Source organism: Paracoccus sp. NFXS7 (assembly GCF_040148865.1).
In the GTDB taxonomy this organism is placed as follows: Bacteria; Pseudomonadota; Alphaproteobacteria; order Rhodobacterales; family Rhodobacteraceae; genus Paracoccus; species Paracoccus marcusii.
On sequence record NZ_JAKEKV010000006.1, the window covers coordinates 147,129 to 170,773 of the forward strand.

The following is a 23,645-nucleotide window of genomic DNA, read 5'->3' on the forward strand; positions in this document are numbered from 1 at the left end:
TATTCCCTGTTTTCCCCGCGCCCTCAAGGGCGTCTCACCGCAGATTGACGCGCAGTGCCGCCGCTGCCGCCAGCGGGATCAGCGCCAGCACCGCCAGCGTGATGCCCGCCAGGAACACCAGCGGCGTGCCGATGGCCTGCCCCTCGACCCCGCGGCGGGTGATCTCGGCGCCGAAGATCAGTGTGGGGATATACAGCGGCAGGACCAACAGCGACAAAAGCAGCCCCCCCCGGCGCAGTCCGACGGTGATCGCCGCCCCGAAGGCCCCCAGCATCGACAGCGCCGGCGTGCCCAGGGCCAGCGACAGCACCAGCGCCGGCACGGCCTGCAGCGGCAGGTGCAGCAGCAGCCCGAAGATCGGGGCGGCCAGCACCAGCGGCAGGCCGGTGGTGATCCAATGGGCCAGGGCCTTGATCGCGACCGCCCCCTCCAGCGGCAGGGGGGCGGTGGCCAGCAGGTCCAGGCTGCCGTCCTCGTGATCCAGCGCAAAGATGCGATCCAGCGACAGAAGGCATGCCAGCAGTGCCCCGACCCACAGGATGCCCGGCGCCACGGGGGCCAGCGTCGCACGGTCCGGACCGACGCCGAACGGCACCAGCGCCGATAGGATCAGGAAGAACGCAACGCCCAGGCCGAACCCGCCGCCCGCCCGCGTGGCCAGACGCAGGTCGCGGATCAAGAGCGCGATCATCCGAACGCCTCGTTGAAGCCGGACGGCCGCGCGACGGGCGCGCCGGGCCGGGCGCGGAACGGGGTCAGGTCCAGGACGCGCGCCTGCGGCAGGGTCATGTCGATATGCGTGGCGATCAGCGCCGCACCGCCCTGCCCCAGATGGTCGGCCACCACCTGCGCGAAGCGCGCGACCGAGGCGGCATCCAGCGACACCGTCGGCTCGTCCAGCACCCACAGCGGACGGCCCGTGACCAGCAGTCGCGCCAGCCCCAGTCTGCGTTTCTGCCCCGCCGACAGCGCCGCGGCGGGACGCGTGGCCAGCGTGGTCAGGTCCATCGCGGCCAAGGCCCGATCGACGCCCTGCCCGCCAAAGACCCGCGCCCAGAATGTCAGGTTCTCGCGCGCCGTCAGGGCCGGTTTCAGCCCGTCGGCATGGGCGGCATAGGCGACGACGTCGTCGGCCATGTCGATCCGCCCTGCGACGGGGGATTGCAGCCCCGCGACCGTGCGCAGCAGCGTAGTCTTGCCCAGCCCGTTCGGGCCGCGCAGGATCAGCGCCTGACCGGGGTCCAGGGCAAAGCTGACGCCCTCGACCGTCCGCAGACCTCCGCGCGCGACGGCAAGGTCATGGACGGCCAGCAGGCTCACACGGGGATCAGGGCGCAGGCGACGCGCCGCCCTTCGGACAGGGTGACGTTGTAGGTGCGCGCCGCGGTGGCCGAGGCCATCGCCTCGACCCGCACGCCAAGCGCGTCCAGCTGCGCTGCCAGGTCGCGCGGGGCATAGCCGACCTGCGCCCCAAGCCCCAGGAACAGCACGTCCACGCGCCCGGCCAGCGCCAGCAGCGGGCCGGGATCGTCCAGCCCGCCCCAGGGCGTCACGCGATCGGCTTCGACCACCTGCGCGCCCTGATGGACCTTTCCGGCAATGCGGAAGAAGCCGGGTCCATAGCCGTCGACCGCGTTCTGGCCGGTGAAATCCGTAGGCGTCAGGGCGGGCATCAGACCTCCTCGGCGCCCTCGAAGGGAGACACGTTCTTCTTGGGACCGTCGCCGTCCTTGGACCAGTCGCGTTTCACGCCCAGCCACAGAACGACGCTTTTGGCGACATAGACCGTGGAATAGGTGCCCACGAACACGCCCCACAGCATCGCGAAGACGAACCCGCGCACCACGTCGCCGCCCAGGACCAGCATCGCGGTCAGCGCGATGGCGGTGGTCACCGCGGTCATGACGGTCCGCGACAGCGTCTCGTTCACGGTCAGGTTCATGACGTCGATCAGCTTCATCGTCTTGAACTTGATCAGGTTCTCCCTCAGCCGGTCGAAGACCACGACGGTGTCGTTGACCGAGAAGCCCAATGTCGTCAGCAGCGCCGCGATGGTCGTCAGGTCGAACTTCATCTGGAACAGCGCGAAGACGCCGACGGTCAGGATGATGTCATGCAGAAGCGACACCACCGCGCCGACCGCGAACTGCCATTCGAACCGCAGCCAGATGTAGAGAAGGATGCCCACGGTCGCCGCCGCCACCGCCATGATGGCGGTGCGGATCAGTTCGGCCGACACCTTGGGTCCGACGGATTCGACCGAGGCGAAGGTCACCTGCGGGTCGACCTGCTGCAACGCAGCCTCGACCTCGGCCAACTGCTCGGGAGAGACCGATCCCGCCTCGTCCGTGGTGCCGATGCGGACCATGGCGACGTGGCGGTCGGCCCCGAAGGACGGGTCGAACACCTCGGTGATGGACACGTCGCTGAAACCCATGCCGTCCAACGCCTGGCGATAGTCGCCGATGTCGAAGGCGGTGGTGCTTTCGGTGCGGATCGTCGTGCCGCCCCGGAAGTCGATGCCGTAGTTCAGCCCCATGAAGATCGTGGCCAGGATCGACACGACCACCGCCACGGCGGACGCCCCGACGGTCAGCCATTGCCAGCGGAAGAAGTCGATCCGGGTGACGTCGGGGACCAGTTTCAGACGGAAGGCCATGATTGCGTCCCCCTTACAGGTTCAGCTGGACGGGCTTGCGCCATTCCAGCCAGGTGAGGATCATCAGGCGCGTCAGGAAGATCGCCGTGAAGACCGAGGTGACCAGACCGATGGTCAGCGTGACGGCAAAGCCCTTGACCGGGCCCGAGCCTAGATAGAACATGACCGCCGCCGCGATGAAGCTGGTGACGTTGGCGTCCATGATCGCGCTCATCGCTTCGCGGAAACCGTCCTCGATGGCGCGGAACGGTCGTTTGGCGCGGCGCAGCTCTTCGCGGATGCGCTCGAAGATGATGACGTTGGCGTCGACCGCGGTGCCCACCGTCAGGACGATGCCCGCGATGCCCGGCAGGGTCAGGGTTGCGCCCATCATGCTCATGATCGACAGGATCAGGATGACGTTGACCGTGACCGCGATCGAGGCGAACACGCCGAACAGCCCATAGCTGGCGATCAGGTAGGCCGCGACCAGCCCGGTGGCGACGATGGCCGAGATGCGCCCGGCCTCGATGCTGTCCTGGCCCAGTTCGGGGCCGATGGTGCGTTCCTCGAGGAAGGTCAGCTCGGCCGGCAGGGCGCCGGCGCGCAGCAGGATCGACAGCTGGTTCGCCTGGTCGAAGTCCATCGAGCCCGAAATCTGGCCCGATCCGCCGGTGATCGCCGAGCGGATGACCGGGGCCGAGATGACCTCGTTGTCCAGGACGATCGCGAAGGGCTGGCCGATATTGGCCGAGGTATAGGCCCCGAACGCCCGCGCCCCCGTCGGGTTGAAGCGGAAGTTGACCGAAGGCAGGCCGTTCTCGTCGCTGGCGGGCATGGCGTCCACCAGATCCTCGCCGGTGACGACGGGGCTTTGCTCCAGGATATAGAACAGGTTCGGCTGGTCGATGGACGGTGCGATCGTCTGGCCGACGCCGGGCTGGGCCTGCGGGTCGGCAGTGGTGCCCACGACCGGGTTGAAGGTCAGCTGCGCGGTGGTGCCGATCAGCTCCTTGAGTTCCGCGGCCGATCCGATGCCCGGCACCTGGATCAGGATGCGGTCCTCGCCCTGGCGGGTGATGGTGGGTTCACGCGTGCCGACCTCGTCGACGCGGCGGCGCACGATCTCCAGCGATTGCTGGATCGTGCGGTCGTCGGTGACGGCCTTTTCGGCATCCGACAGCTGGATGGTCAGGGTCGCGCCCTGGGTGCTGATGGCCAGCGACTGCTGGCCCGCGCCGGTCAGCGTGGTGACGGGCGTGGAAAATCCGCGCACGATCTCGGTCGCGGCGGCCATCTGGTCGGCATTGCCGATCTCGATGGCCAGGACGCCGTCGGGGGAGGCCACGCGGCGGACCGATCCGACGGTGTCGCGGGCATCCGACAGCGCGCGGCGCAGTTCGGGCCACAGCGCATCCATGCGCGACTTGTAGACCTGGTCGACCTGCACCTCGCCCAGCAGATGGGCGCCGCCGCGCAGGTCCAGCCCCAGATTGACCAGATGCGACGGCATCCACGACGGCCACCCATCCCGCGCCGCGGCCAGTTCGGGCGTCTCGACGCCGGTGGCCTCGATCTGGGCCACGGCATCGTTATGCGCCTCGACGCGGGCGTAGAAGGCGTTGGGCAAGGCATATAGCAGGCCCAGAAGGCAGATCCCGAAAATCAGGACGCGCTTCCATCGGTCGATCTGAAGCATCTTGGCTAGGGCCTTTTCAGCTGTTTGCGGCGACAGGTTCGGTCTTGGTGACGACCTGTGCCAGGGTGCTGCGGATCACGCGGACACGCACGCCGGTCGCGATCTCGACCTCCAGCTCGTCCTCGCCCACCGACACGACCTTGCCCAGGATGCCGCCCTGGGTGACGACGCGGTCACCCTTCTTGACGTTCTCGACCATCGTGCGATGTGCCTTCAGACGCTTCTGCTGGGGGCGGATCATCAGGAAGTACATGATCGCGAAGATCAGGAGCAGCGGGATGAACTGCGCGAATGCAGCACCGGCACCGGCGCCGCCGGCGGCTTGGGCATAGGCGGGGGTCACGAACATCAAGGGTCCTTTCGGTCTGGGGGCGCGACCGGGGCCGCGTCAGGATTGGCGCGCAACCTAGCCGCGCTGTCCGCCCTTGGCAAGAAAGCGCCCGCCGCCTTGCTGGCAAGGGCGGCGAACGTCCTTGTGATCAGGGTTGCGCCGGCTGCGCGCGTTCGACAAGCCGCGCGAAGAAGCTGGCCCCGACCGGAGAGATTGCGTCGTTGAAGTCATAGGCCGGGTGGTGGACCCCCGCCCCGTCCCCCTGCCCCAGGAACAGGTAGCAGCCGGGCCGCGCGTTCAGCATATAGCTGAAATCCTCGGCCCCCATCTCGCGGCCGGCGTCGGGATCGACATTGGCGGGGCCGGCGATCTCCTTGGCGACGCGCACGGCAAAGGCGGTCTGTTCGGCGTCGTTGACCGTCGCGGGATAGCCTTCCTGATAGTTCAGGCGGATCTCCACGTCATAGGCCTGGGCCTGCCCGTCGCAGATCTGGGTCATGCGGCGGCGCACCATGTCGCGCACATGGGGCGCAAAGGTCCGCACCGTCCCGCAGATATAGGCCGTGTCCGGCACGATGTTGTCGGCGCTACCGGTGTGGATCTGGGTGACCGACAGGGCCAGGTCGTCGGCGGTATGGTGGTTGCGGCTGCTGATCGTCTGGATCGCCCCGACCACCGCCACGGCGGCCACGATCGGGTCGGCGGTCAGGTGCGGCATCGCGCCATGGCCGCCGCGGCCCTGCACGTCGATCTCGAACGTGTCGACGGCGGCCATGATCGGACCGGGGGTGGTCTGGAAGCTGCCGGTCTGCTGGCCGGGATTGTTGTGCATCGCAAAGACGCGTTCGATGGCAAAGCGGTCCATCATCCCGTCCTGGACCATCGCGTCGCCGCCGCCGCCGTTCTCCTCGGCGGGCTGGAAGATCAGCGCGACGCGGCCGGCAAAGTTGCGCGTCTCGGCCAGGTACTTCGCGGCCCCCAGCAGCATCGTCGTGTGCCCGTCATGCCCGCAGGCATGCATCCGCCCCGCCACGGTCGAGGCCCAGGGAAGGCCCGTCGTCTCGGTCATGGGCAGGGCGTCCATGTCGGCGCGCAGGCCTATGGTCGGGCCCTCTCCCTGCCCGCGGATGATCGCCACGATCCCGGTGCGGCCGATCCCCTCGTGGATCTCGTCCACGCCGAACTCGCGCAGGCGCGCCGCGACGAACGCCGCGGTCTGGCCGCAGTCGAAGCCCAGTTCGGGATGCTGGTGCAGGTGGCGGCGCCATTCGGTCATCTGATCTGCGAAATCGGCGATGCGGTTCAGGACGGGCATGTGGACTTGGGCCTTATGCTGTGGCAGTCGATGGGCCATCTTCCGCCTGACGAAGGGAATTGCAATGACCCTCGACCCTGCCGCGCAGATCACGCGCCTGCTGGACATCATGGCCGCCCTGCGCGACCCCAGGACCGGCTGCCCCTGGGACATCGAACAGGACTTCGCCTCGATCGCGCCCTACACGATCGAGGAGGCCCACGAGGTCGAGGACGCGATCCAGCGCCAGGCCTGGGACGAGCTGCCCGGAGAACTGGGCGACCTGCTGCTGCAGGTGGTGTTTCACGCCCAGATGGCGCGCGAGGCCGGGATGTTCGATTTCGCCGACTGTGCCGCCGCGATCAGCGACAAGCTGATCTTCCGGCATCCGCATGTCTTCGGCGACGAATCCCGCGACAAGTCCGCCGAACAGCAGGTCAAGGACTGGGAGGCGATCAAGGCCGTCGAACGGGCCGGCAAGGCCGAACGCGGCACGCTGGACGGGGTCGCCATGGGCCTGCCCGCGCTGACGCGGGCGCTTAAGCTGCAGAATAGGGCAGCGCGTGTGGGCTTTGACTGGCCCGGCCCCGCGGATGTCCTGGACAAGATCACCGAGGAGACGGCCGAGCTGGTCGAGGCCCGCGACACCCTGGGCCCCGACGCGATGGAGGAGGAGTTCGGCGACCTGCTGTTCGTGATGGCCAATCTGGGCCGCCACCTGAAGATCGACCCCGAACTGGCCCTGCGTCGCGCCAACGCCAAGTTCACGCGTCGCTTTGCTGCCATCGAGGCCGCGCTGGCCGCCGACGGCCGCCGCCCCGAGGACAGCGACCTGGCCGAGATGGACCGCCTGTGGAACGCGGCCAAGGTCGCGGAGAAGACCGCCGGTTAGGCCAGCGCGGCCTCGGTCACCTGCGCCAGGGCCGCGTCATAGACCTCGATCCCGCCCTTGGACGCCCCCTCGGACAGGGTGCGCTTCCAGGCGCGGGCGCCGGGCTGGCCGTGGAACAGGCCCAGCATGTGCCGCGTGAACTGGTGCAGCCGCCCGCCTTTGGCGATGTGGTCGACGATGATCGGGCGCATCGCCACGGCGACCTCGGCCGGGGCGGCAAAGGGCGGAACGTCGCCCCACAGCGCATCCGCGCCGCCCAGGATGTTCCACGGTTCGTGATAGGCCGCGCGGCCGATCATCGCCCCGTCCATCACAGCAAGCTGGTCACGGGCCTGATCCAGCGTCGCGATGCCGCCGTTGATCGACAGATGCAGCGCCGGGAACTGCGCCTTCATCGCGTGGACCAGCGGATAGTCCAGCGGCGGGACCTCGCGGTTTTCCTTGGGGCTAAGGCCCTTGAGCCAAGCCTTGCGCGCGTGGATCGTCACCCGCCGGATGCCGGTGCGCTGCAGCATGTCCAGAAATTCGGGCAGCACTTGTTCGGCCTGCTGGTCGTCCACCCCGATGCGGCACTTGACGGTCACGGGCACGGCGCTGGCGTCCTGCATGGCCGCCACGCAATCGGCGACCACCTGCGGCGTGGTCATCAGGATTGCGCCAAAGGCGCCGGACTGCACGCGGTCGCTTGGACAGCCGCAGTTCAGGTTGATCTCGTCATAACCCCAGGGGGCGGCCAGGCGCGTGGCCTGGGCCAGTTCCGCAGGGTCCGATCCGCCCAGCTGCAGCGCCACCGGGTGTTCGGCGGCGTCATGATCCAGCAGGCGCGGCCGGTCGCCGTGGATGATCGCCGGCGCGGTGACCATCTCGGTGTACAGCAGCGCACGGCGCGACATCAGCCGATGGAACCGCCGACAGTTGCGGTCGGTCCAGTCCATCATCGGCGCGACCGAAAGGCGCGCGGCATCACTGATCGGGTCGGGCATGGGCGGTCCGGGATTGCGGGTCAAGGCCGCCGATATAGGCGCCCGCGGCGAAAAGCGCAAACCGGCAAGGGAAATGGTGGGTGATAAGGGATTTGAACCCCTGACATCTTCGATGTGAACGAAGCGCTCTACCACTGAGCTAATCACCCGTCGGGCTGGTCATTACCGCCAGCCGCAGCCGGTTGCAAGAGGGCGATGCGCGTTTCGCCTAGCTGTTTTCCACGCCATCAGGCCGGTGGGGGGCACGGCGGCGCAGCCGCAGCGTGATGACATCGCCGCCGCGAGCGTCACGCTCCAGATTGATTCGCGCCCGCCCCAGGGGCGGCACTGCAAGGGTGTGCCCGGCGGACAGGACCATGCCAAGCTGCGCCAGCGTCGCCTCGATGATTGGGCGCGCATCGGTGCGCCGGGCGCCCGTCGCGGCCACGACCCGGTCGATGAAGTCGCGCTTCTGAACGACGATCGCCACATGCGGATCGTGCAGCACGGGCGTCGGGCCGTCGGCCCCGATGATTTCGGCTGGCATTGCTGTTCCCCCCCGTCAGGCAATGATGGGATCAGCCTAGCGCGATTTGACGTTGCGTCAATCTTTGTTAACGCCCGCCCGCGCCATGGAAAAAGGGCCGGGGATCGCCCCGGCCCTCTCCCTGTCAGTGTGCGACGGCGCTGCCCTGTCCATCGCTGCCGCGATGGTTGGCAAGCCGCGCGGCCTCGGCCGCCTCTTCGGCGGCCTCGTCCCATTCGATGGCCTTAGGTTGGCGCACCAGGGCGTGGCGCAGAACCTCGCGAACGTTGCTGACCGGAATGATCGTCAGCCCCTGTTTGACGTTGTCCGGGATCTCGACCAGATCCTTTTCATTGTCCTGCGGGATCAGCACCGTCTTGATGCCGCCACGCAGGGCCGCCAGCAGCTTCTCCTTCAGCCCGCCGATGGCCAGCACATTGCCGCGCAGGGTCACCTCGCCGGTCATGGCGATGTCCTTGCGGACCGCGATTCCGGTCATGACCGAAACGACCGAGGTCACCATGGCGATGCCCGCCGACGGTCCATCCTTGGGCGTGGCGCCCTCGGGGACGTGGACATGGATGTCGCGCTTGTCGAATTCCGGGGGCCTGACCCCGATATCCGGCGCGATCGAGCGCACGAAGCTGGACGCCGCGTCGATCGATTCCTTCATCACCTCGCCCAGTTTGCCGGTGGTCTTGACCCGACCCTTGCCCGGCAGGCGCAGCGCCTCGATCTGCAGCAGATCGCCCCCGACCGAGGTCCAGGCAAGACCCGTCACCACGCCGACCTGGTCCTCCTTCTCGGCCAGGCCATAGCGGTGGCGGCGCACGCCAAGGTATTCCTCGACCTTCTCCGGCGTCACCTCGACCGACTTGACCTTGCCCTTCAGGATCTCGGTCACGGCCTTGCGGGCCAGCTTGGCGATCTCGCGCTCCAGCGAGCGAACCCCGGCCTCGCGGGTGTAATACCGGATCATGTGGGTCAGGGCCTCGTCCGAGACGCTGAACTCTCCCTTGCGCAGACCGTTCGCGGCGATCTGCTTGGACAGCAGGTGGCCCTTGGCGATCTCTCGCTTTTCGTCCTCGGTATAGCCCGACAGGCTGATGATCTCCATGCGGTCCAGAAGCGGGCCCGGCATGTTGTAACTGTTGGCCGTGGTCACGAACATCACGTTCGACAGATCGTATTCCACCTCAAGATAGTGGTCCACGAAGGTCGAGTTCTGTTCCGGATCCAGCACCTCCAGCATGGCGGATGCCGGATCGCCCCGGAAATCCTGGCCCATCTTGTCGATCTCATCGAGAAGGATCAGCGGGTTGGTCGTCTTGGCCTTCTTCAGCGCCTGGATGATCTTGCCCGGCATGGACCCGATATAGGTCCGGCGATGACCGCGGATCTCGCTCTCGTCGCGCACGCCGCCAAGGCTGATGCGGATGAACTCGCGCCCCGTCGCCTTGGCGATGGACCGTCCAAGCGAGGTCTTGCCAACGCCCGGAGGACCGACCAGCGTCAGGATCGGGCCCTTCAGCTTCTGGCTGCGGGCCTGCACGGCCAGATACTCGACGATCCGCTCCTTGACCTTGTCCAGACCATAGTGGTCGGCGTCCAAGATCGCCTCGGCGCGGCCAAGATCCTTGCGGGTGCGCGACTTGACGCCCCAGGGCAGCGACAGCAGCCAGTCCAGGTAGTTGCGGCTGACGGTCGCCTCGGCCGACATGGGTGACATCGACTTCAGCTTCTTCAGCTCGCTGTCGGCCTTGTCGCGGGCCTCCTTGCTGAACTTGGTGGCGGCGATCTTCTGCTCCAGCTCGGCCAGCTCGTTCTGGCCGTCCTCGCCGTCGCCCAGCTCCTTCTGGATCGCCTTCATTTGCTCGTTCAAATAGTATTCGCGCTGAGTCTTCTCCATCTGGGTCTTGACGCGCGACTTGATCTTCTTCTCGACCTGCAGGACAGACATCTCTCCCTGCATGTGGCCATAGATCTTCTCAAGGCGTGCCGCGACCTCCAGCGTGTCCAGCAGGTCCTGCTTGCGCTCCAGGTCGATGCCCATGTGGCCAGCGACAAGGTCGGCCAGCTTGCCGGGCTCGGACGCCTCGGACACGGCGGTCACGACCTCCTCGGGGATGTTCTTGCGGACCTTGACGTAACGCTCGAACTCCTCGGTCACGGTGCGCACCAGCGCGGCCACCGTGGCCTCGTCGCCCATCGTCTCGTCCAGGACGCGGGCCTCGGCCATGAAATGGTCGTCATGGGGCACGAAGTCGGTGATCTCGACACGCTCGCGGCCCTCGACCAGCACCTTCACGGTGCCGTCCGGCAGCTTGAGCAACTGCAGCACGTTGGCCAGAACACCGGCGCGGAAGATGCCCTCCTCGGTCGGTTCGTCGATGGCCGCGTCCTTCTGGGCGGCCAGTAGGATCGGGCTGTCCGATTCCATCACGGCCTCCAGCGCGCGGACCGATTTCTCGCGTCCGACGAACAGGGGAACGATCATGTGCGGGAAGACGACGATATCCCGCAGGGGCAGCACCGGATAGGTCTGGGTGGTGAATTCCGTCATGGTATGTCCTTTCTGCCCGAAGCCGCGGCCCCGTCATGGCGACGCGCGGCCTCTGCATGCGATCAATCTAGGGGTGTCGCCCCCCGCGTTCAATATGACCGCAACAATGCCACCTATTTCGTCAGCGCGGAATGACGATCTCTGCCCGCAGACCGCCCAGACGCGGGCCGCGGCCAAGCCGCAGCTGCCCGCCATGCGCGCGCGCCACGTCCGCAGCGATGGCCAGGCCCAGCCCGGCCCCCTGCGCGCTGTTCCTGCGCCGCGACGGATCCAGCCGGGTAAAGGGCCGCATGGCCGCGTCCAGGCTGTCCTCCGGGATGCCGGGGCCGTCATCCTCGATCCCGATCCGCAGGCTGCGCGGGCCAAGTGAGGCGTCCATCTCGGCCCGGCTGCCGTAACGCACCGCGTTGCCGATCAGGTTCTCCAGCGCACGGCGCAGCATGTCGGGGCGGAAGGTGGCCAACCCGTCCCGATCGCCCTCGAACTGGACCAGGCTGGCCTGCTGGCCGGCGCGTTGCGCGTCCGCGACAAGGCCCTCCAGGAAACCCGCGGCGGCGATGGGCTGGGGCGCGCTGTCCTGCGCGTCGTCGCGGGCATAGTCCAGAAAGCCGTCGACCATGCGGTTCATCTCCGCGATGTCGGCCTCCATCGCGCTGATGTCACCGGGCTCAGGCGGCATGTCGGGCCCGATCATCGACAGCCCTAGCTTCATCCGCGTCAGCGGCGTGCGCAGGTCGTGGCTGATTCCAGACATCATCAGCTTGCGCTGGTCGTTCTGGCGCTCCAGCCGGTTGCGCATGTCCAGGAACGCGGTGCCCGCGCTGCGCAGCTCGACCGCACCGGACGGGCGATAGGGCACGATCCGCCCCTTGCCGTATTCCTCGGCCGCATAGGCCAGCCGCCGGATCGGCCGCAGCTGGTTGCGCAGGAAGATCATCGCGATCCCCGTCATCAGGAGCGACGTGAACACCATCAGCACCAGCAGCTGGTGCGGGTTCGACGCGCTGACCCGCCGCCGCTCGAAGCTCAGCGCATAGGGTCCGTGCGGCCCGTCCAGCGCCACCGACACCCGCCGGTCGCTGCTGGCCAGATCGACCGAGATCACCTGCGGCAGCGCGTCGCGCAGCACCTCGGTCACCACCCGTCCCGAAAAATCGTAGAACAGCCGCCGATCCTCGGTAGGCGGATCGACCGGCAGCGCCAGTTCCAGCTCCAGCGGGCGCGCCACGGACACCCCGGCGCGCCGCGCCGCGTCGGGCGTCGCGGCACTGTCGATCAGCCGCGCGACGAAGGTCAGTTCGTGCGACATGCTGGCGGTCATCTGCCGCGTCACGCCCTCGAAATGGCGCTGCAGGAACATCACGCTGACCACAGTCGTCACCACCACGACCGGCAGGAACAGGATCAGCGCCGCGCGCGCATAGAGGCCCCGCGGGACCAGCTTGCGCATCTGCATGGCGTCGGCATTGTTCGACATGGCGGCCTCCTGCGTTGCGCGCTAGGCTAGCCCCATGACCCCGCCTGCGAAAGAGCCGCTGCAGATCCTGGCCCCGAATCCGTCCCCCCTGACCGGGCCGGGCACGACCACCTTCCTGCTGGGCGACAGCCATGTCGCGGTGATCGACCCCGGCCCCGACGATCCCGCCCATATTGACGCCGTCGCCCGCGCCGGCCGCGGCCGCATCAGCCATATCCTGATCACGCACGCGCATCGCGACCACAGCGCCGGAGCCGCACGCCTTTCCCGCCTGACCGGCGCCCCGGTGCTGGCCTTCGGCGATGCGCTGGCAGGGCGGTCGCCGCTGATGTCCCGCCTGGCGCTGGAGGGTCTTGGCGGGGGCGAGGGGCTGGACCACGCTTTCGCGCCCGACCGCCACCTGCGCGACCAGGAGGTGATCACCACGCCCGACTGGTCGCTGACCGCGTGGCACACGCCCGGTCATGCGGCAGGGCACCTGTCATTCCAATGGGGTGACCGGATCTTCTGCGGCGACCTGGTGATGGGCTGGTCCTCGACTCTGATCTCTCCGCCGGATGGGGACCTGGCGGAATACTTCCGCTCGCTGGAACGGCTGGCGGCACTGTCGCCGCGCGTCCTGCTGCCGACCCACGGGCCCGCGATCACGGCCCCGCAGGACCGGATCGCGGAACTGACGCGGCACCGCCGCGACCGCACGTCCCAGATCCTGGCCGCCCTGCGGGTCCGGCCCGATTCCGCGGCGGGCCTCGCGCGCCGCATCTATGCGGTGCCCGAACCGGTCCTTCCCATCGCCACGCGCAACGTCCTGGCCCATCTGATCGCCCTGTCCCAGATCGGAGCCGTTGATTTTCCCGGCGTTTTGACGATCGAGACGGTTTTTTCGACCGGATGACAAAAAACCCCAGAACGCCACTGGACGCCCCTGACCGAGGTTGCTATATCCGCCCCGTGTTCCGGCGTAGCTCAGCGGTAGAGCAGTTGACTGTTAATCAATTGGTCGTAGGTTCGATCCCTACCGCCGGAGCCAGACCTCTCTAAGTTCTTGAGTAGGTTTGGTTAAACACACGGGTGTCGGACGGACGGCACAGCACTCTCCCAACTTCGATGATCCCCGCAGCGCCCTCACGTTGGTATCTCTTACATTCTACCTGCCGCCCTGCAGTCGTCTGACCGCAGGGCTGTCCAATAGCTCAAGCTGTCCGCCGTCACACTTCGCTTGCCGCCACCGCCAGGTCTGCAAGATGCAAAGCGGCGTCGCGATCGGCGGCCACGGCGATAAAGCGGGCATTGTGACAGAAGCGCGCCCCGGGAACGCCCGATGCAGCCTCGAAGGCGCCATCGGTCAGGCCGGCCCAGGCTGCCGGCAGGTCTGCGCGCAGGGCGAACCCGTCCGCATCGCGGCGGATGCCGGTCAACGCCCAGTCCGTGTCCCGCGGATGGATCACGAACAGCAGATGGTCCGCCCCCGCCGCGGTAATGGCCGAACGAAACGGCATCCCCATCGGCAGTTCCAGAACCCGGCCGTCGCCCGCGGCGGCAATGGCTGCCTTAACGACGGCCTCGGCGCGATGTTTTGCGGCCTTGCGGGCCACGGCCGCCTCGACGAAGGCGCGGGCGATCGCGACCGCACCGTCAAAGGCACGGTCGTCGGCGTCGGGGCTACGGTCATCGAAGACGGGCTTGAGACTCTCCAGCAGCATCGGCAGGGACAGATCGGCCAGCGGCCCCGTCGGCGACAGCGCGCCGTTGTCGACCAGGTCGATGGGCAGCACCAGGTCGGCGTCAATCGCCGCATGGATCGCCCCGAGATCTGCTTCGGGCACCTGCAGCGCGGCCAGGTAGTCGCGCCCGAACTGCCGCCAGATCAGTCCGAAGGAACTGTAGGGCTGGCCGTCGTCGCGCAGCGGAGGAGATTTCTGATGGTGATCAAAGATCATCCGCGCGGCGTCGAAATCGCGGCCCACGTCATAGATGATCCGCCCTTCCGCAGGCGTGATCCAGTCGGCGTCGCGCGTCCGCATGATCCGAGCCTGCGGGTGCAGGCGGGTCAGGATGACCGAGGACAGGACCTCATCGGCGTGAAAGCCGCCGGAATGGGTGACGAGATGCGTGACGGTCATGGAATATCCCTCAAATGCAGATGACCGCCCGGGGGCGGTCAGCAAAGATTTGTGTCGATGGCGGATGCGGCCTCAGTGGCTCCAGGGCTCGCGGCGGTCGGTGGCGAAATTCTCGCCATAGCCGCGGGGGCGAATGTTCGTGCCGCGGCGGTGCGGTTCCTGCACCACGAATTCCAGTCCATGATCGCGAGCGTAATCCTCGGCCTGCTTGCGGGTGTCAAAGCGCAGGCGGACCTGGCTTTGGGTGTCGCCGCTGCTGGTCCAGCCCATCAGCGGATCGACCTCGCGCGCGTCGGCGGGCGGAAATTCCAGCACCCAGCCCTTGGTCTTGGCGGTACCGGACTGCATCGCGGTGCGGGCGGGCTGATAGATGCGCACGGGCATGGGTGATCCTTCGGATTGACTGTCCGCTGTATCGCCAAATCCGCGCGGCGGATCAAGCCCCCTGCCCCGGTCATGCCGACGCAGGTCAGGGCTGTAGGGTATCGGGCAGATCCTGGAACGGAACGCTCAGCTGCGCCACGCCTGTCTGCTTGTCCAGCAGGCAGACCGACAGTTCCGAGGGAAGGTCCGGCAGCGTGGCGACGACCAGTGCCAGCGCGTGGGTCTCGGTGCCGAATTCGTTCGGGGTCACGGACAGTTCCGCGTCGGGCGCCGCGTCCTCTGCCAGGCGTGTGCATTCCGCCACGGTGCGGTCGCGCAGTTCGGCCCATGCCTCGTCCGTCGAGGATTGCGCGACGGCGGGCCAGAATGCCACCATCGCCACCCAAACCGTATGTTTCATCATCTTGCCACCGGAACAACTGAACATGGCCCACGTTGGCATTCCAACACGCCGTTGTCACATGAGAGAGACGTGATCATGACCCCCTTTCGCCACCCTGTCCTTTGCGCGTCGCTGCTGATGCTGACCCTGGGCGCCTGCGCCGGCAGCCCTTATGACGTTCCCGCCCGCCAGTGCGACCTGTCCCAGCACCAGGCCCTGGTCGGACGCAACATCGGAGAGGTCCGTCTGCCGCCCAACCTGCGCAAGCGCGAGGTGCACAACCAGGGCGTCATGACGCGCGATTACAATCCCGCGCGCCTGACCATGTTCCTGGACGCCAAGGGCTGGATCGCCCGGGTGGAATGCAGCTAGCGGCCGCGCTTGGATCGCTTGTTGCCGCCTCGTTGACCGGCCCGTCCGGCGGTCGAACGGCCCGATGACTTGACGGCGGCCTCGGCCGCCTCCTCGATCACCGACTGCCGCGCCATCGGATCGTCCGAGATCGCCAGGTCCACCGCCTCCAGCCGCTTGACCTCGTCGCGCAGGCGCGCAGCCTCCTCGAACTCCAGGTTCTCTGCGGCCTTGCGCATCTGGGTGCGCATCGCGTCCAGATGGGCGGCCAGGTTCGCGCCGATCAGCGGCTTGTCCACCTTCGTGGTCACGCGCGACTGGTCGGTGTCGCCCTGCCACAGGCCTGCCAGCACGTCCTCGACGTTCTTGCGGACCGTCTGGGGCGTGATGCCGTGCTCCTCGTTATAGGCCATCTGCTTGGCGCGACGCCGTTCGGTTTCGGCCATGGCGCGTTCCATGCTGCCGGTGATCCGGTCGGCATACATGATGACCCGCCCTTCGGAATTTCGCGCCGCCCGGCCGATGGTCTGGATCAGCGACGTCTCGGACCGCAGGAAGCCTTCTTTGTCGGCGTCCAGAATGGCCACCAGCCCGCATTCGGGAATGTCCAACCCCTCGCGCAGCAGGTTGATGCCCACCAGCACGTCGAACGCGCCCAACCGCAGGTCGCGCAGGATCTCGATCCGCTCGATCGTGTCGATGTCGCTGTGCATGTAGCGGATCTTGATGCCCTGCTCGTGCAGGTATTCGGTCAGATCCTCGGCCATGCGCTTGGTCAGCGTGGTGACCAGCGTGCGGTAACCTGCGGCGGTCACGCGGCGCACCTCGTCCAGCAGGTCGTCGACCTGCATCTCGACCGGGCGGATCTCGATCTTGGGGTCCAGAAGGCCCGTCGGGCGGATGATCTGTTCGGTGAAGACGCCGCCGGTCTGGTCCATCTCCCATTGCGCAGGCGTGGCTGACACGAACACCGACTGGGGCCGCATCGCGTCCCATTCCTCGAACTTCAGCGGGCGGTTGTCCATGCAGGACGGCAGGCGGAAGCCGTGTTCCGCCAAGGTGAACTTGCGCCGGAAGTCGCCCCGATACATGCCGCCGATCTGCGGAACCGACACGTGGCTTTCGTCGGCAAAGACGATGGCGTTGTCAGGGATGAACTCGAACAGCGTGGGGGGCGGCTCTCCGGGCGCGCGCCCGGTCAGATAGCGGCTGTAGTTCTCGATGCCGTTGCAGACGCCGGTCGCCTCAAGCATCTCGATGTCAAAGGCGGTGCGCTGCTCCAGGCGTTGCGCCTCCAACAGCTTGCCCTCCTCGGTCAGCTGCTTCAGGCGCATGGCCAGTTCCTGCTTGATGCCCTTGATCGCCTGCTGCAGCGTCGGGCGCGGCGTCACATAGTGGCTGCTGGCATAGATGCGGATCTGCTTGAAGCTGTCGGTCTTGACCCCGGTCAGCGGATCGAACTCGGTGATCGCCTCCAGTTCGTTGCCGAAGAAGTCGAACCGCCAGGCGCGGTCCTCAAGGTGGGCGGGCCAGACCTCGACCAGATCGCCGCGCACGCGAAAGCTGCCGCGCTGAAAGCTGGTGTCCAGCCGCTTGTACTGCTGCGCGACCAGCTGGCCTAGGAACTCGCGCTGGTCATAGCTTTCGCCCACGACCATATCCTGGGTCATGGCCGAATAGGTCTCGACCGAACCGATGCCATAGATGCAGCTGACCGAGGCCACGATGATGACGTCATCACGTTCCAGCAACGCCCGCGTGGCGCTGTGGCGCATCCGGTCGATGGCCTCGTTGATCTGCGATTCCTTCTCGATATAGGTATCGCTGCGGGCCACATAGGCCTCGGGCTGGTAATAGTCGTAGTAGCTGACAAAGTACTCGACCGCGTTGTCGGGGAAGAACCCCTTGAATTCGCCGTACAACTGGGCGGCCAGCGTCTTGTTGGGCGCCAGGATGATCGCGGGACGCTGCGTCTCCTCGATAATCTTGGCCATGGTGAAGGTCTTGCCCGTCCCCGTGGCCCCCAGCAGCACCTGGTCGCGCTCTCCGGCGCCGACGCCCGCCACCAGTTCGGCGATGGCCGTGGGCTGATCGCCCGCCGGTTCGAATTCGCTTTTCAATGCAAAGCGTTTCCCGCCCTCCAGCTTGGGGCGGGTCACTTCGGGAACGCGCATCACGGGCGCGTTGGTGTTGTTGTGACCCATGAGGTTCCTGATCCGTTCGGAGTTGCCCTCAAGATGTGATGGCAGCCGCCCGGTTTCAACCGCGTTTCAGGCGCCCGGGCTGAAGTTCCGCCCAGCCTTCGCCGCCCGACAGCTCATCCGCCAGGATTTCGGCCGTGACCGGGCCCAGGGTAAAGCCCTGGTGGCCGTGACCGAAATGCGCCCACAGGTTCGGCTGGTCCGGCACGCGGCCCACCACGGGCAGCATGTCGGGCATGCAGGGGCGCCGTCCGGTCCAGGGTTCGGCCTCGACCGCCGCCCCGATGTCGAACAGCTCGCGCGCGGCCTTCTCGCCATGCTTCAGCTGCGGCGGCGACAGGCGCGGATGGGGCGTCAGCTCGGCCGCGGTGGCGATGCGCAAACCGCGGCGCATGGGCGACAACACGACTGAATTGCCGAAATCGGCGATCGGGTGATGGGGCGGCAGCTCCATGTGATAATGCTTGTGATAGCCGCGCTTGAACACCATCGGCACCTTGAGGCCAAAGCGCTGCGTCAGCATCGGCGACCAGGGCCCAAGTGCGATGACGGCATGTTCCGCCTCGACCTCGTCGGCGCACCAGCCCGCGCCATGGCGGTGCAGGTCACCGGCATCACCGTTCACGACGCGCCCGCCCCGCTTCTGGAACAGCGCCGCATAGCTGGCGACCAAGCCGCCCGGATCGGCGCAGTTCCAGCTGTCGGACCAGTGAGTCGCGCCCTCGACCTCGATGCGGATCGCGGGCTCCATGGCGCGCAGCTCGGCCCCGCTCATCAGCCGCGCCTGCACGCCGAACTCGGTCGCGAAACGTTCGGCGGTCTTTCGGGCGACATCCATCTTGGCGGGGGTGCGGTGGATCTCGATATAGCCATTGCGGCGGATGATGTTGTCGGCGCCCGCCGCCGCGATCAGCGGGCCGTGACGGTCGGTCGACTGGCGGATCAGCTTGCCCCAGGTCACCGATGCCCGCCTGTGCGCGGCAGGCCGCGAATTCCACGCATAGGTGGCCACCGCGCCCAGTTGCGACAGCAGGCCCTGTGGCGTCCATTTCACGTCATAGCCGCGCCCCAGGGCGATCTGGAACAGCGCGCCGGGCGACAGCGGCATGGCATAGGGCTCGACCGCTTCGGTCTGGATCAGGCCAGCATTGCCATAGCTGGTCTCGCGCCCCGGTACGCCGCGTTCGATGATGGTGACGTCATGCCCGCGCGCCTGCAGCGCCAGACCGGTGCTGACGCCCACCATACCCGCACCCAGAACCAGAACCTCGGCCATTCCCGCCCCCATCGCTGATGATGGGTCAGGGATGCAGACATTCCCGCCATCCGGCAAGATTTATCGGGCATTCTTCGACGCCCCTCGAAATCTTTGCAAGAATCAGGCGAAAAGCTCGCGGCAGAAGATCAATCCTTCGACCAGCGCGTCCACATCTGCCTGCGTGTTGTACATCGCAAAACTGGCACGGGCGCTGGCATTGATTCCCAGATGCTCCATCAGGGGCATGGCGCAATGGCTGCCCGCACGGACCGCGATTCCCTTCTTGTCCAGGATGGTCGAGATGTCATGCGCGTGCGCCCCGTCCATCGTCATGGAGAAGATCGCGCCCTTGCCCGGCGCATCGCCCTGCACCTGCAGCCAGTTCAGCGCCCGCAGGCGGTCGCGGGCATGATCGCGCAGCGCGCGCTCATGGGCGGCGATGTTCTCCATCCCCAGGGACATCATGTATTCCAGCGCGACGCCCAGTCCGATCTGGTTGACGATGCCGGGCGTGCCCGCCTCGAACCGCAGGGGCGGGTCGTTATAGGTGACGGCGTCGCGGCTGACGGTGCGAATCATGTCGCCGCCGCCCAGAAAGGGCCGCATCTCGGCCTGGCGGTCGGCGCGGATCCAGATCGCGCCCGAGCCGGAGGGACCGTAAAGCTTGTGCCCCGTGATGCAGTAGAAATCGGCGCCAAGCGTCGACAGGTCCACCGGCATGTGGACCGCGGCCTGCGACCCGTCCACGACCATCGGCAGGTCGGTGCCGCGGCGGATCGCCGCGATGTCCACGACCGTCCCGGTCACGTTCGACATGTGCGTCAGCGCCAGCATCCGCGTGCGCGGCGTGATCGCGGCCAGCACCTTTTCCGGCGGAAGGCTGCCATCCGCATCGGGTTCGACCCATTTCAGCACCACGCCCTGGCGTTCGCGCAGGAAATGCCAGGGCACGATATTGGCGTGATGCTCCAGCAGCGACAGCACGATCTCGTCGCCGGCCTGCAGGCGCGGCGCGGCCCAGGCATAGCTGACCAGGTTCAGCGCCTCGGTCGAGCCACTGGTGAAGATCACCTCGTCGACCGCGGGCGCGTTCAGGAACCGTGCGATGATCCCGCGGACGCGTTCGTAATTGTCGGTCGCAAGGTTCGACAGGTAATGCAGGCCGCGATGGACATTGGCGTATTCGCCTTCATAGGCGCGGGTGATGGCGTCGATCACGACTCGCGGCTTTTGCGCGCTGGCGCCGCTGTCCAGATAGACCAGCGGGCGCCCGTTGACCGTCGTCGACAGGATTGGAAAATCGGCGCGGACGGCGTTGACGTCAAAGCTCATTGCGGCATCTCCGGCATGAGGCCAAGCGCGGCCATGAAGAACGACAGGACGAATCCCATGACTAGCAGCGTGCCGAACATGACCAGCAGCACCTTGGGGCCGCTGGTGAACCCGTGGAGCGCCTTGGTGAACTGCACCGTCAGCCACAGGAACAGCGCGACCGCGATGATCCCCAGGATCCCCGCCAGCCCCGGCAGGGCCAGCGACAGCACGATCTGGGCCAATTGCACGACCAGCAGCATCACCTCGATCCAGACGGTCAGCAGCAGGGCATCCTCGAACCGGCCGTGGCCGCCGAACATGCGCCCGACCCCGGCCATCAGACCCGCGCCCAGAACGATCGCGACCAGCTGCATTCCGGCCAGGACCAGCGGCTGCCGGCTGATCGAGAACACGGCCGCCCCCTCGTCCGAGGGCAGCGGGAACAGCAGGGTCGAGCCGTAGGCCAGCAGCCCCGACAGCGACACCGCCAGAACCAGCGCCATCCAGCGCACCTGCATCGGCCAGCGCTGGTCGATCAACCAGCGGGCCGCCCCTTCGGGATCGCGCAGGGTCCGGCGCGCCAGCGCCTTGAAGTCGTCGAAGGTCATTTGCGTCTCGCCAGCGCCATGATCCCGGCGCCCCAGATGAACAGGAATCCCGCACCCGCCACCGTGCGGGTCAGGGTCAGCGCGGGGGACGGGCCGATCAGCCCCGCCACCATCCCGCCCAAAAGCGTCGCGGGCGCCACCGCCATCAACGCCCAGAACAGCGCCAGACGTGCATGGCGCGCCTCCAGCCGCCACGGGGTCAGGCGGCTGAGCAGCGCGGTCAGCCCCGCCATGGCATAGGCCACCAGCGGCATCATGAACATGGTCCCAAGGGCCGCACCCCCGATCCGCGCGTCCAGCGGGATCGACGGGTCCAACTGCGCCGCGCGCGACAGGCCCGGCGCCTGCCCGACCAGCGTGATCAGCATTGCCACCATCAGCACGACCAGCAGCGTGCTGTCGGGCATCGCCGACAGGCCCCGCACCACCCGGCGCGGGGCCCACCAGCTTTCCAGCACGCGCAGCACCATCCCGCCGCGCGGGCCGGTCATCCCTGCGGGCGTTCGGTCAGCCACGCGTCCAGCCGTTCGTTGATCTCGTCGCGCAGGCTCTCGTCGTCGACCTCGGCCAGGGCGTCGGCCAGGAACGACAGCACCAGGAACACGATCGCCCGGTCATAGGGCACCCCGCGAGAGCGCAGGTAGAACAACGCCCCCTCGTCGATCGCGCCCGTCGTGGACCCGTGCGAACACTTGACGTCGTCGGCATAGATCTCAAGCTCGGGCTTGGCCAGGAACTGGCTGGCCTCGTCCAGCAGCAGGGCCTGGCTGATCTGATAGCCGTCGGTCTTCTGCGCGCCGTTCTTGACCAGGATCTTGCCCTGGAACACGCCGGTCGCCCCGTTCTTCAGGACCTTCTTGAACACCTGCCGGCTTTCGCCGCGCAGCGCGCCATGGGTCACGAAGACGGTGTCGTCGTGGTGGAACGGACCGACATCGCCGTCGCCCAGCACCGCCGCGGCGACATGGGCCACCGCGTCGTCACCGACCATGTCCACGACGGCCTCGTGGCGCATGGTGGTGCCGTTCACGACCAGCGCGAAGCTCTTCAGCACCGCACCCTCGCCCACGCGGGCGAACAGGTGCGACAGGCCGACCTTGGGATCGACGGCGCGCTTGGCCGCGATGTGGTGCAGCGTGGCGCCCGGCAGCAGATCGGCCTCGATCATGCCGTTCGACCGCGCGCCGACCATGCCGCTTTCCAGCAGCGTCAGTTCGGCACCCGATTCGACCCGGATCACGTGATGCCAGACGGCATCCGCGCGGTCCGACCCGCGGCGATGCAGCACATGCACCGGACGCGAGGGCTTGCCTGTCACGCGGATCAGCAGGCCATCGGCCGCCACGGCCGTATTCAGCGCCGCGAAGGGGCGCTTGACCGGGGTCTGACCTGCCAGTTCCAGCGTCCCGTACAGGTCGGCCGACCAATGATCGCCCGCCCGGTCGGCCTGCGCCAAGGTGGTGATCTCGATCCCTTCCAGCGACAGGTCGTCGGATGCCGAGGCGTCGAACGCGCCGTCGACAAAGACCAGCGTCAGTTTGTCACGCGCGGTGAACAGCGGCGATTCCGGGCCCGTATCGATGGCCAGCGCCTGCGGCTCGGGCGCGTTGAACGGGCGCGGGTCGGTATAGCGCCAGTATTCGTCACGCGGGCCCGGCAGGCCCATGGCGCGCAGCCGTGCCAGCGCGTCGGCGCGGGCGGCGGCGGTGAACCCACCCGTGGGCAGCGTGGTCGCGGCCAGCCGCGCATCCAGCGCATTGGCGGGCTTGGGCGCGCCGGTGACCTGCGGGGTCTGGATTTCCTGAACGGCGGATTCGGACATCAGCCGGCCTCCGCCAACAGGTCGCCATAGCCGTTCTCTTCGACTTCCAGCGCCAGTTCGGGGCCGCCCGACTTGATGATCCGGCCGTTGGACATGATGTGCACGACGTCCGGCTGGATATGGTTCAGCAGGCGCTGATAATGGGTGATGACCAGAAAGCTGCGGCCTTCGCTGCGCAGGGCGTTCACACCGTCGCTGACAAGGCGCATCGCATCGACGTCCAGACCCGAATCGGTCTCGTCCATGATGCACATGCGGGGCTCCAGCATGGCCATCTGCAGGATCTCGTTGCGCTTCTTCTCGCCGCCCGAAAAGCCGACATTGACCGGGCGCTTCAGCATGTCGGGGCTGATCTGCAGCTCTGCCGCCTTGGCGCGCACGACCTTCAGGAACTCTCCTGCAGTCAGCTCGGCCTCGCCGCGCGCCTTGCGCTGCGCGTTCACGGCGGTGCGCAGGAACGTCATGTTGCCGACGCCCGGAATCTCGACCGGGTACTGGAACGCCAGGAACAGGCCCGCGGCCGCACGCTCCTCGGGCTCCATGTCCAGCAGGCTCTCGCCGTCCAGCGTGGCGCTGCCGTCGGTGACCTCATAGCCGTCGCGGCCCGACAGGACATAGGACAGCGTGGACTTGCCCGATCCGTTCGGGCCCATGATCGCATGGACCTCTCCGGCCGGAACCTCCAGCGTCAGACCCTTCAGGATCTGCTTGTCCTCGTCCTCAAGTTTGACGTGCAGGTTGTTGATTTTCAGCATATTTCCCTCAAACGGCAAAGGCGCCACCGGGGCGCCGCATCTATGGTGGCCGGGCAGCAATGCCC

At 67.3% G+C, this 23,645-nt stretch carries 24 protein-coding genes and 2 tRNA genes; 4 read left to right on the forward strand and 22 right to left on the reverse strand.

What is annotated here, in order from left to right; all coding sequences use genetic code 11:
- Window positions 1–34: 34 nt before the first annotated feature.
- From ccmB to LZ686_RS11780, 7 genes are all read right to left on the reverse strand, one after another.
- Window positions 35–691: a heme exporter protein CcmB gene (ccmB, locus tag LZ686_RS11750; RefSeq protein ID WP_127898150.1), complete on the reverse strand. Its 657-nt coding sequence runs from the start codon at window positions 689–691 to the stop codon at window positions 35–37.
- On the reverse strand, window positions 688–1,320 hold the full coding sequence (gene ccmA / locus LZ686_RS11755; RefSeq protein ID WP_349547910.1) for a heme ABC exporter ATP-binding protein CcmA: 633 nt from the start codon (window positions 1,318–1,320) through the stop codon (window positions 688–690). The genes ccmB and ccmA overlap by 4 nt, the downstream gene beginning before the upstream one ends.
- Entirely contained in the window at window positions 1,317–1,673 is a 357-nt protein-coding gene (locus LZ686_RS11760) for an Mth938-like domain-containing protein (RefSeq protein WP_045999530.1), read from the reverse strand. The genes ccmA and LZ686_RS11760 overlap by 4 nt, the downstream gene beginning before the upstream one ends.
- The gene (secF, locus tag LZ686_RS11765; RefSeq protein ID WP_349547911.1) at window positions 1,673–2,659 is read right to left on the reverse strand and encodes a protein translocase subunit SecF; all 987 of its coding nucleotides are present in this window, start codon (window positions 2,657–2,659) and stop codon (window positions 1,673–1,675) included. Before secF ends, LZ686_RS11760 begins: the two co-directional genes overlap by 1 nt.
- A gap of 13 nt (window positions 2,660–2,672) precedes the next feature.
- Complete coding sequence (gene secD / locus LZ686_RS11770; RefSeq protein ID WP_304613820.1) at window positions 2,673–4,337, reverse strand: protein translocase subunit SecD; 1,665 nt, start codon at window positions 4,335–4,337, stop codon at window positions 2,673–2,675.
- Window positions 4,338–4,353: 16 nt separating this feature from the next.
- Complete coding sequence (gene yajC, locus LZ686_RS11775; RefSeq protein ID WP_349547912.1) at window positions 4,354–4,686, reverse strand: preprotein translocase subunit YajC; 333 nt, start codon at window positions 4,684–4,686, stop codon at window positions 4,354–4,356.
- A gap of 130 nt (window positions 4,687–4,816) precedes the next feature.
- Entirely contained in the window at window positions 4,817–5,983 is a 1,167-nt protein-coding gene (locus LZ686_RS11780; protein WP_282029177.1) for a M20 aminoacylase family protein, read from the reverse strand.
- A 64-nt stretch (window positions 5,984–6,047) separates the two neighbouring features.
- Between LZ686_RS11780 and mazG the strand changes: the two genes are divergently transcribed.
- Window positions 6,048–6,854 carry a nucleoside triphosphate pyrophosphohydrolase gene (gene mazG, locus LZ686_RS11785; RefSeq protein WP_349547913.1) on the forward strand — a complete coding sequence of 269 codons (807 nt, stop codon included), beginning with the start codon at window positions 6,048–6,050 and terminating at the stop codon, window positions 6,852–6,854.
- Here mazG and dusA read toward each other — a convergent pair.
- From dusA to LZ686_RS11810, 5 genes are all read right to left on the reverse strand, one after another.
- On the reverse strand, window positions 6,851–7,837 hold the full coding sequence (gene dusA / locus LZ686_RS11790) for a tRNA dihydrouridine(20/20a) synthase DusA (protein WP_349547914.1): 987 nt from the start codon (window positions 7,835–7,837) through the stop codon (window positions 6,851–6,853). The two genes, mazG and dusA, sit on opposite strands and share 4 nt — an antisense overlap.
- 74 nt (window positions 7,838–7,911) lie before the next feature.
- Window positions 7,912–7,986 (reverse strand) — tRNA-Val (locus tag LZ686_RS11795).
- 59 nt (window positions 7,987–8,045) lie between these two features.
- Window positions 8,046–8,363, reverse strand: coding sequence for a DNA-binding protein (locus tag LZ686_RS11800; protein ID WP_252929935.1), 318 nt, complete (start codon window positions 8,361–8,363; stop codon window positions 8,046–8,048).
- A 124-nt stretch (window positions 8,364–8,487) separates the two neighbouring features.
- On the reverse strand, window positions 8,488–10,905 hold the full coding sequence (gene lon / locus LZ686_RS11805; protein ID WP_295165915.1) for an endopeptidase La: 2,418 nt from the start codon (window positions 10,903–10,905) through the stop codon (window positions 8,488–8,490).
- A gap of 121 nt (window positions 10,906–11,026) precedes the next feature.
- Window positions 11,027–12,382 (reverse strand): ATP-binding protein, encoded by a 1,356-nt coding sequence (locus LZ686_RS11810; RefSeq protein WP_349547915.1) that lies wholly within the window; start codon window positions 12,380–12,382, stop codon window positions 11,027–11,029.
- Window positions 12,383–12,416: 34 nt separating this feature from the next.
- On the opposite strand from LZ686_RS11810, the gene LZ686_RS11815 reads away from it, so the two are divergent.
- A complete protein-coding gene (locus tag LZ686_RS11815) occupies window positions 12,417–13,277 on the forward strand; it encodes an MBL fold metallo-hydrolase (protein ID WP_349547916.1) in 861 nt (286 codons plus the stop codon).
- 60 nt (window positions 13,278–13,337) lie between these two features.
- A tRNA-Asn gene (locus tag LZ686_RS11820) sits at window positions 13,338–13,412 on the forward strand.
- 178 nt (window positions 13,413–13,590) lie between these two features.
- Here LZ686_RS11820 and LZ686_RS11825 read toward each other — a convergent pair.
- From LZ686_RS11825 to LZ686_RS11835, 3 genes are all read right to left on the reverse strand, one after another.
- Entirely contained in the window at window positions 13,591–14,505 is a 915-nt protein-coding gene (locus tag LZ686_RS11825) for an MYG1 family protein (RefSeq protein WP_349547917.1), read from the reverse strand.
- A gap of 72 nt (window positions 14,506–14,577) precedes the next feature.
- The gene (locus LZ686_RS11830) at window positions 14,578–14,889 is read right to left on the reverse strand and encodes an ETC complex I subunit (RefSeq protein WP_042248244.1); all 312 of its coding nucleotides are present in this window, start codon (window positions 14,887–14,889) and stop codon (window positions 14,578–14,580) included.
- 85 nt (window positions 14,890–14,974) lie between these two features.
- On the reverse strand, window positions 14,975–15,289 hold the full coding sequence (locus LZ686_RS11835) for a hypothetical protein (RefSeq protein ID WP_349547918.1): 315 nt from the start codon (window positions 15,287–15,289) through the stop codon (window positions 14,975–14,977).
- A gap of 78 nt (window positions 15,290–15,367) precedes the next feature.
- Here LZ686_RS11835 and LZ686_RS11840 point away from each other — a divergent pair, with 78 nt between their 5' ends.
- On the forward strand, window positions 15,368–15,643 hold the full coding sequence (locus tag LZ686_RS11840) for an I78 family peptidase inhibitor (RefSeq protein ID WP_217844617.1): 276 nt from the start codon (window positions 15,368–15,370) through the stop codon (window positions 15,641–15,643).
- Here LZ686_RS11840 and uvrB read toward each other — a convergent pair.
- From uvrB to sufC, 7 genes are all read right to left on the reverse strand, one after another.
- Entirely contained in the window at window positions 15,640–17,826 is a 2,187-nt protein-coding gene (gene uvrB, locus LZ686_RS11845) for an excinuclease ABC subunit UvrB (protein WP_139597686.1), read from the reverse strand. The two genes, LZ686_RS11840 and uvrB, sit on opposite strands and share 4 nt — an antisense overlap.
- Window positions 17,827–17,881: 55 nt before the next feature.
- Window positions 17,882–19,099 carry an NAD(P)/FAD-dependent oxidoreductase gene (locus tag LZ686_RS11850; RefSeq protein WP_349547919.1) on the reverse strand — a complete coding sequence of 406 codons (1,218 nt, stop codon included), beginning with the start codon at window positions 19,097–19,099 and terminating at the stop codon, window positions 17,882–17,884.
- Window positions 19,100–19,201: 102 nt separating this feature from the next.
- A complete protein-coding gene (locus tag LZ686_RS11855; RefSeq protein WP_282029183.1) occupies window positions 19,202–20,413 on the reverse strand; it encodes a cysteine desulfurase in 1,212 nt (403 codons plus the stop codon).
- A complete protein-coding gene (locus LZ686_RS11860) occupies window positions 20,410–21,003 on the reverse strand; it encodes a Yip1 family protein (protein WP_046000959.1) in 594 nt (197 codons plus the stop codon). Before LZ686_RS11860 ends, LZ686_RS11855 begins: the two co-directional genes overlap by 4 nt.
- Complete coding sequence (locus LZ686_RS11865) at window positions 21,000–21,518, reverse strand: hypothetical protein (RefSeq protein ID WP_232303350.1); 519 nt, start codon at window positions 21,516–21,518, stop codon at window positions 21,000–21,002. Before LZ686_RS11865 ends, LZ686_RS11860 begins: the two co-directional genes overlap by 4 nt.
- Window positions 21,491–22,825, reverse strand: coding sequence for a SufB/SufD family protein (locus LZ686_RS11870; protein ID WP_273742831.1), 1,335 nt, complete (start codon window positions 22,823–22,825; stop codon window positions 21,491–21,493). Before LZ686_RS11870 ends, LZ686_RS11865 begins: the two co-directional genes overlap by 28 nt.
- On the reverse strand, window positions 22,825–23,580 hold the full coding sequence (gene sufC, locus LZ686_RS11875) for a Fe-S cluster assembly ATPase SufC (RefSeq protein WP_045982236.1): 756 nt from the start codon (window positions 23,578–23,580) through the stop codon (window positions 22,825–22,827). Before sufC ends, LZ686_RS11870 begins: the two co-directional genes overlap by 1 nt.
- Between the last annotated feature and the right edge of the window lie 65 nt (window positions 23,581–23,645).

What these genes read in the sequence shown, in the direction of transcription:
- LZ686_RS11840 (WP_217844617.1), top strand. Translation starts at nt 15,368, where the DNA reads ATGACCCCCTTTCGCCACCCTGTCCTTTGCGCGTCGCTGCTGATGCTG.
- uvrB (WP_139597686.1), bottom strand. Translation starts at nt 17,826, where the DNA reads ATGGGTCACAACAACACCAACGCGCCCGTGATGCGCGTTCCCGAAGTG.
- LZ686_RS11830 (WP_042248244.1), bottom strand. Translation starts at nt 14,889, where the DNA reads ATGCCCGTGCGCATCTATCAGCCCGCCCGCACCGCGATGCAGTCCGGT.
- mazG (WP_349547913.1), top strand. Translation starts at nt 6,048, where the DNA reads ATGACCCTCGACCCTGCCGCGCAGATCACGCGCCTGCTGGACATCATG.
- LZ686_RS11855 (WP_282029183.1), bottom strand. Translation starts at nt 20,413, where the DNA reads ATGAGCTTTGACGTCAACGCCGTCCGCGCCGATTTTCCAATCCTGTCG.
- ccmB (WP_127898150.1), bottom strand. Translation starts at nt 691, where the DNA reads ATGATCGCGCTCTTGATCCGCGACCTGCGTCTGGCCACGCGGGCGGGC.
- lon (WP_295165915.1), bottom strand. Translation starts at nt 10,905, where the DNA reads ATGACGGAATTCACCACCCAGACCTATCCGGTGCTGCCCCTGCGGGAT.
- LZ686_RS11825 (WP_349547917.1), bottom strand. Translation starts at nt 14,505, where the DNA reads ATGACCGTCACGCATCTCGTCACCCATTCCGGCGGCTTTCACGCCGAT.
- LZ686_RS11850 (WP_349547919.1), bottom strand. Translation starts at nt 19,099, where the DNA reads ATGGCCGAGGTTCTGGTTCTGGGTGCGGGTATGGTGGGCGTCAGCACC.
- secD (WP_304613820.1), bottom strand. Translation starts at nt 4,337, where the DNA reads ATGCTTCAGATCGACCGATGGAAGCGCGTCCTGATTTTCGGGATCTGC.
- sufC (WP_045982236.1), bottom strand. Translation starts at nt 23,580, where the DNA reads ATGCTGAAAATCAACAACCTGCACGTCAAACTTGAGGACGAGGACAAG.
- LZ686_RS11860 (WP_046000959.1), bottom strand. Translation starts at nt 21,003, where the DNA reads ATGACCTTCGACGACTTCAAGGCGCTGGCGCGCCGGACCCTGCGCGAT.
- LZ686_RS11815 (WP_349547916.1), top strand. Translation starts at nt 12,417, where the DNA reads ATGACCCCGCCTGCGAAAGAGCCGCTGCAGATCCTGGCCCCGAATCCG.
- secF (WP_349547911.1), bottom strand. Translation starts at nt 2,659, where the DNA reads ATGGCCTTCCGTCTGAAACTGGTCCCCGACGTCACCCGGATCGACTTC.
- LZ686_RS11835 (WP_349547918.1), bottom strand. Translation starts at nt 15,289, where the DNA reads ATGAAACATACGGTTTGGGTGGCGATGGTGGCATTCTGGCCCGCCGTC.
- yajC (WP_349547912.1), bottom strand. Translation starts at nt 4,686, where the DNA reads ATGTTCGTGACCCCCGCCTATGCCCAAGCCGCCGGCGGCGCCGGTGCC.
- dusA (WP_349547914.1), bottom strand. Translation starts at nt 7,837, where the DNA reads ATGCCCGACCCGATCAGTGATGCCGCGCGCCTTTCGGTCGCGCCGATG.
- LZ686_RS11810 (WP_349547915.1), bottom strand. Translation starts at nt 12,382, where the DNA reads ATGTCGAACAATGCCGACGCCATGCAGATGCGCAAGCTGGTCCCGCGG.
- LZ686_RS11870 (WP_273742831.1), bottom strand. Translation starts at nt 22,825, where the DNA reads ATGTCCGAATCCGCCGTTCAGGAAATCCAGACCCCGCAGGTCACCGGC.
- LZ686_RS11800 (WP_252929935.1), bottom strand. Translation starts at nt 8,363, where the DNA reads ATGCCAGCCGAAATCATCGGGGCCGACGGCCCGACGCCCGTGCTGCAC.
- LZ686_RS11780 (WP_282029177.1), bottom strand. Translation starts at nt 5,983, where the DNA reads ATGCCCGTCCTGAACCGCATCGCCGATTTCGCAGATCAGATGACCGAA.
- LZ686_RS11760 (WP_045999530.1), bottom strand. Translation starts at nt 1,673, where the DNA reads ATGCCCGCCCTGACGCCTACGGATTTCACCGGCCAGAACGCGGTCGAC.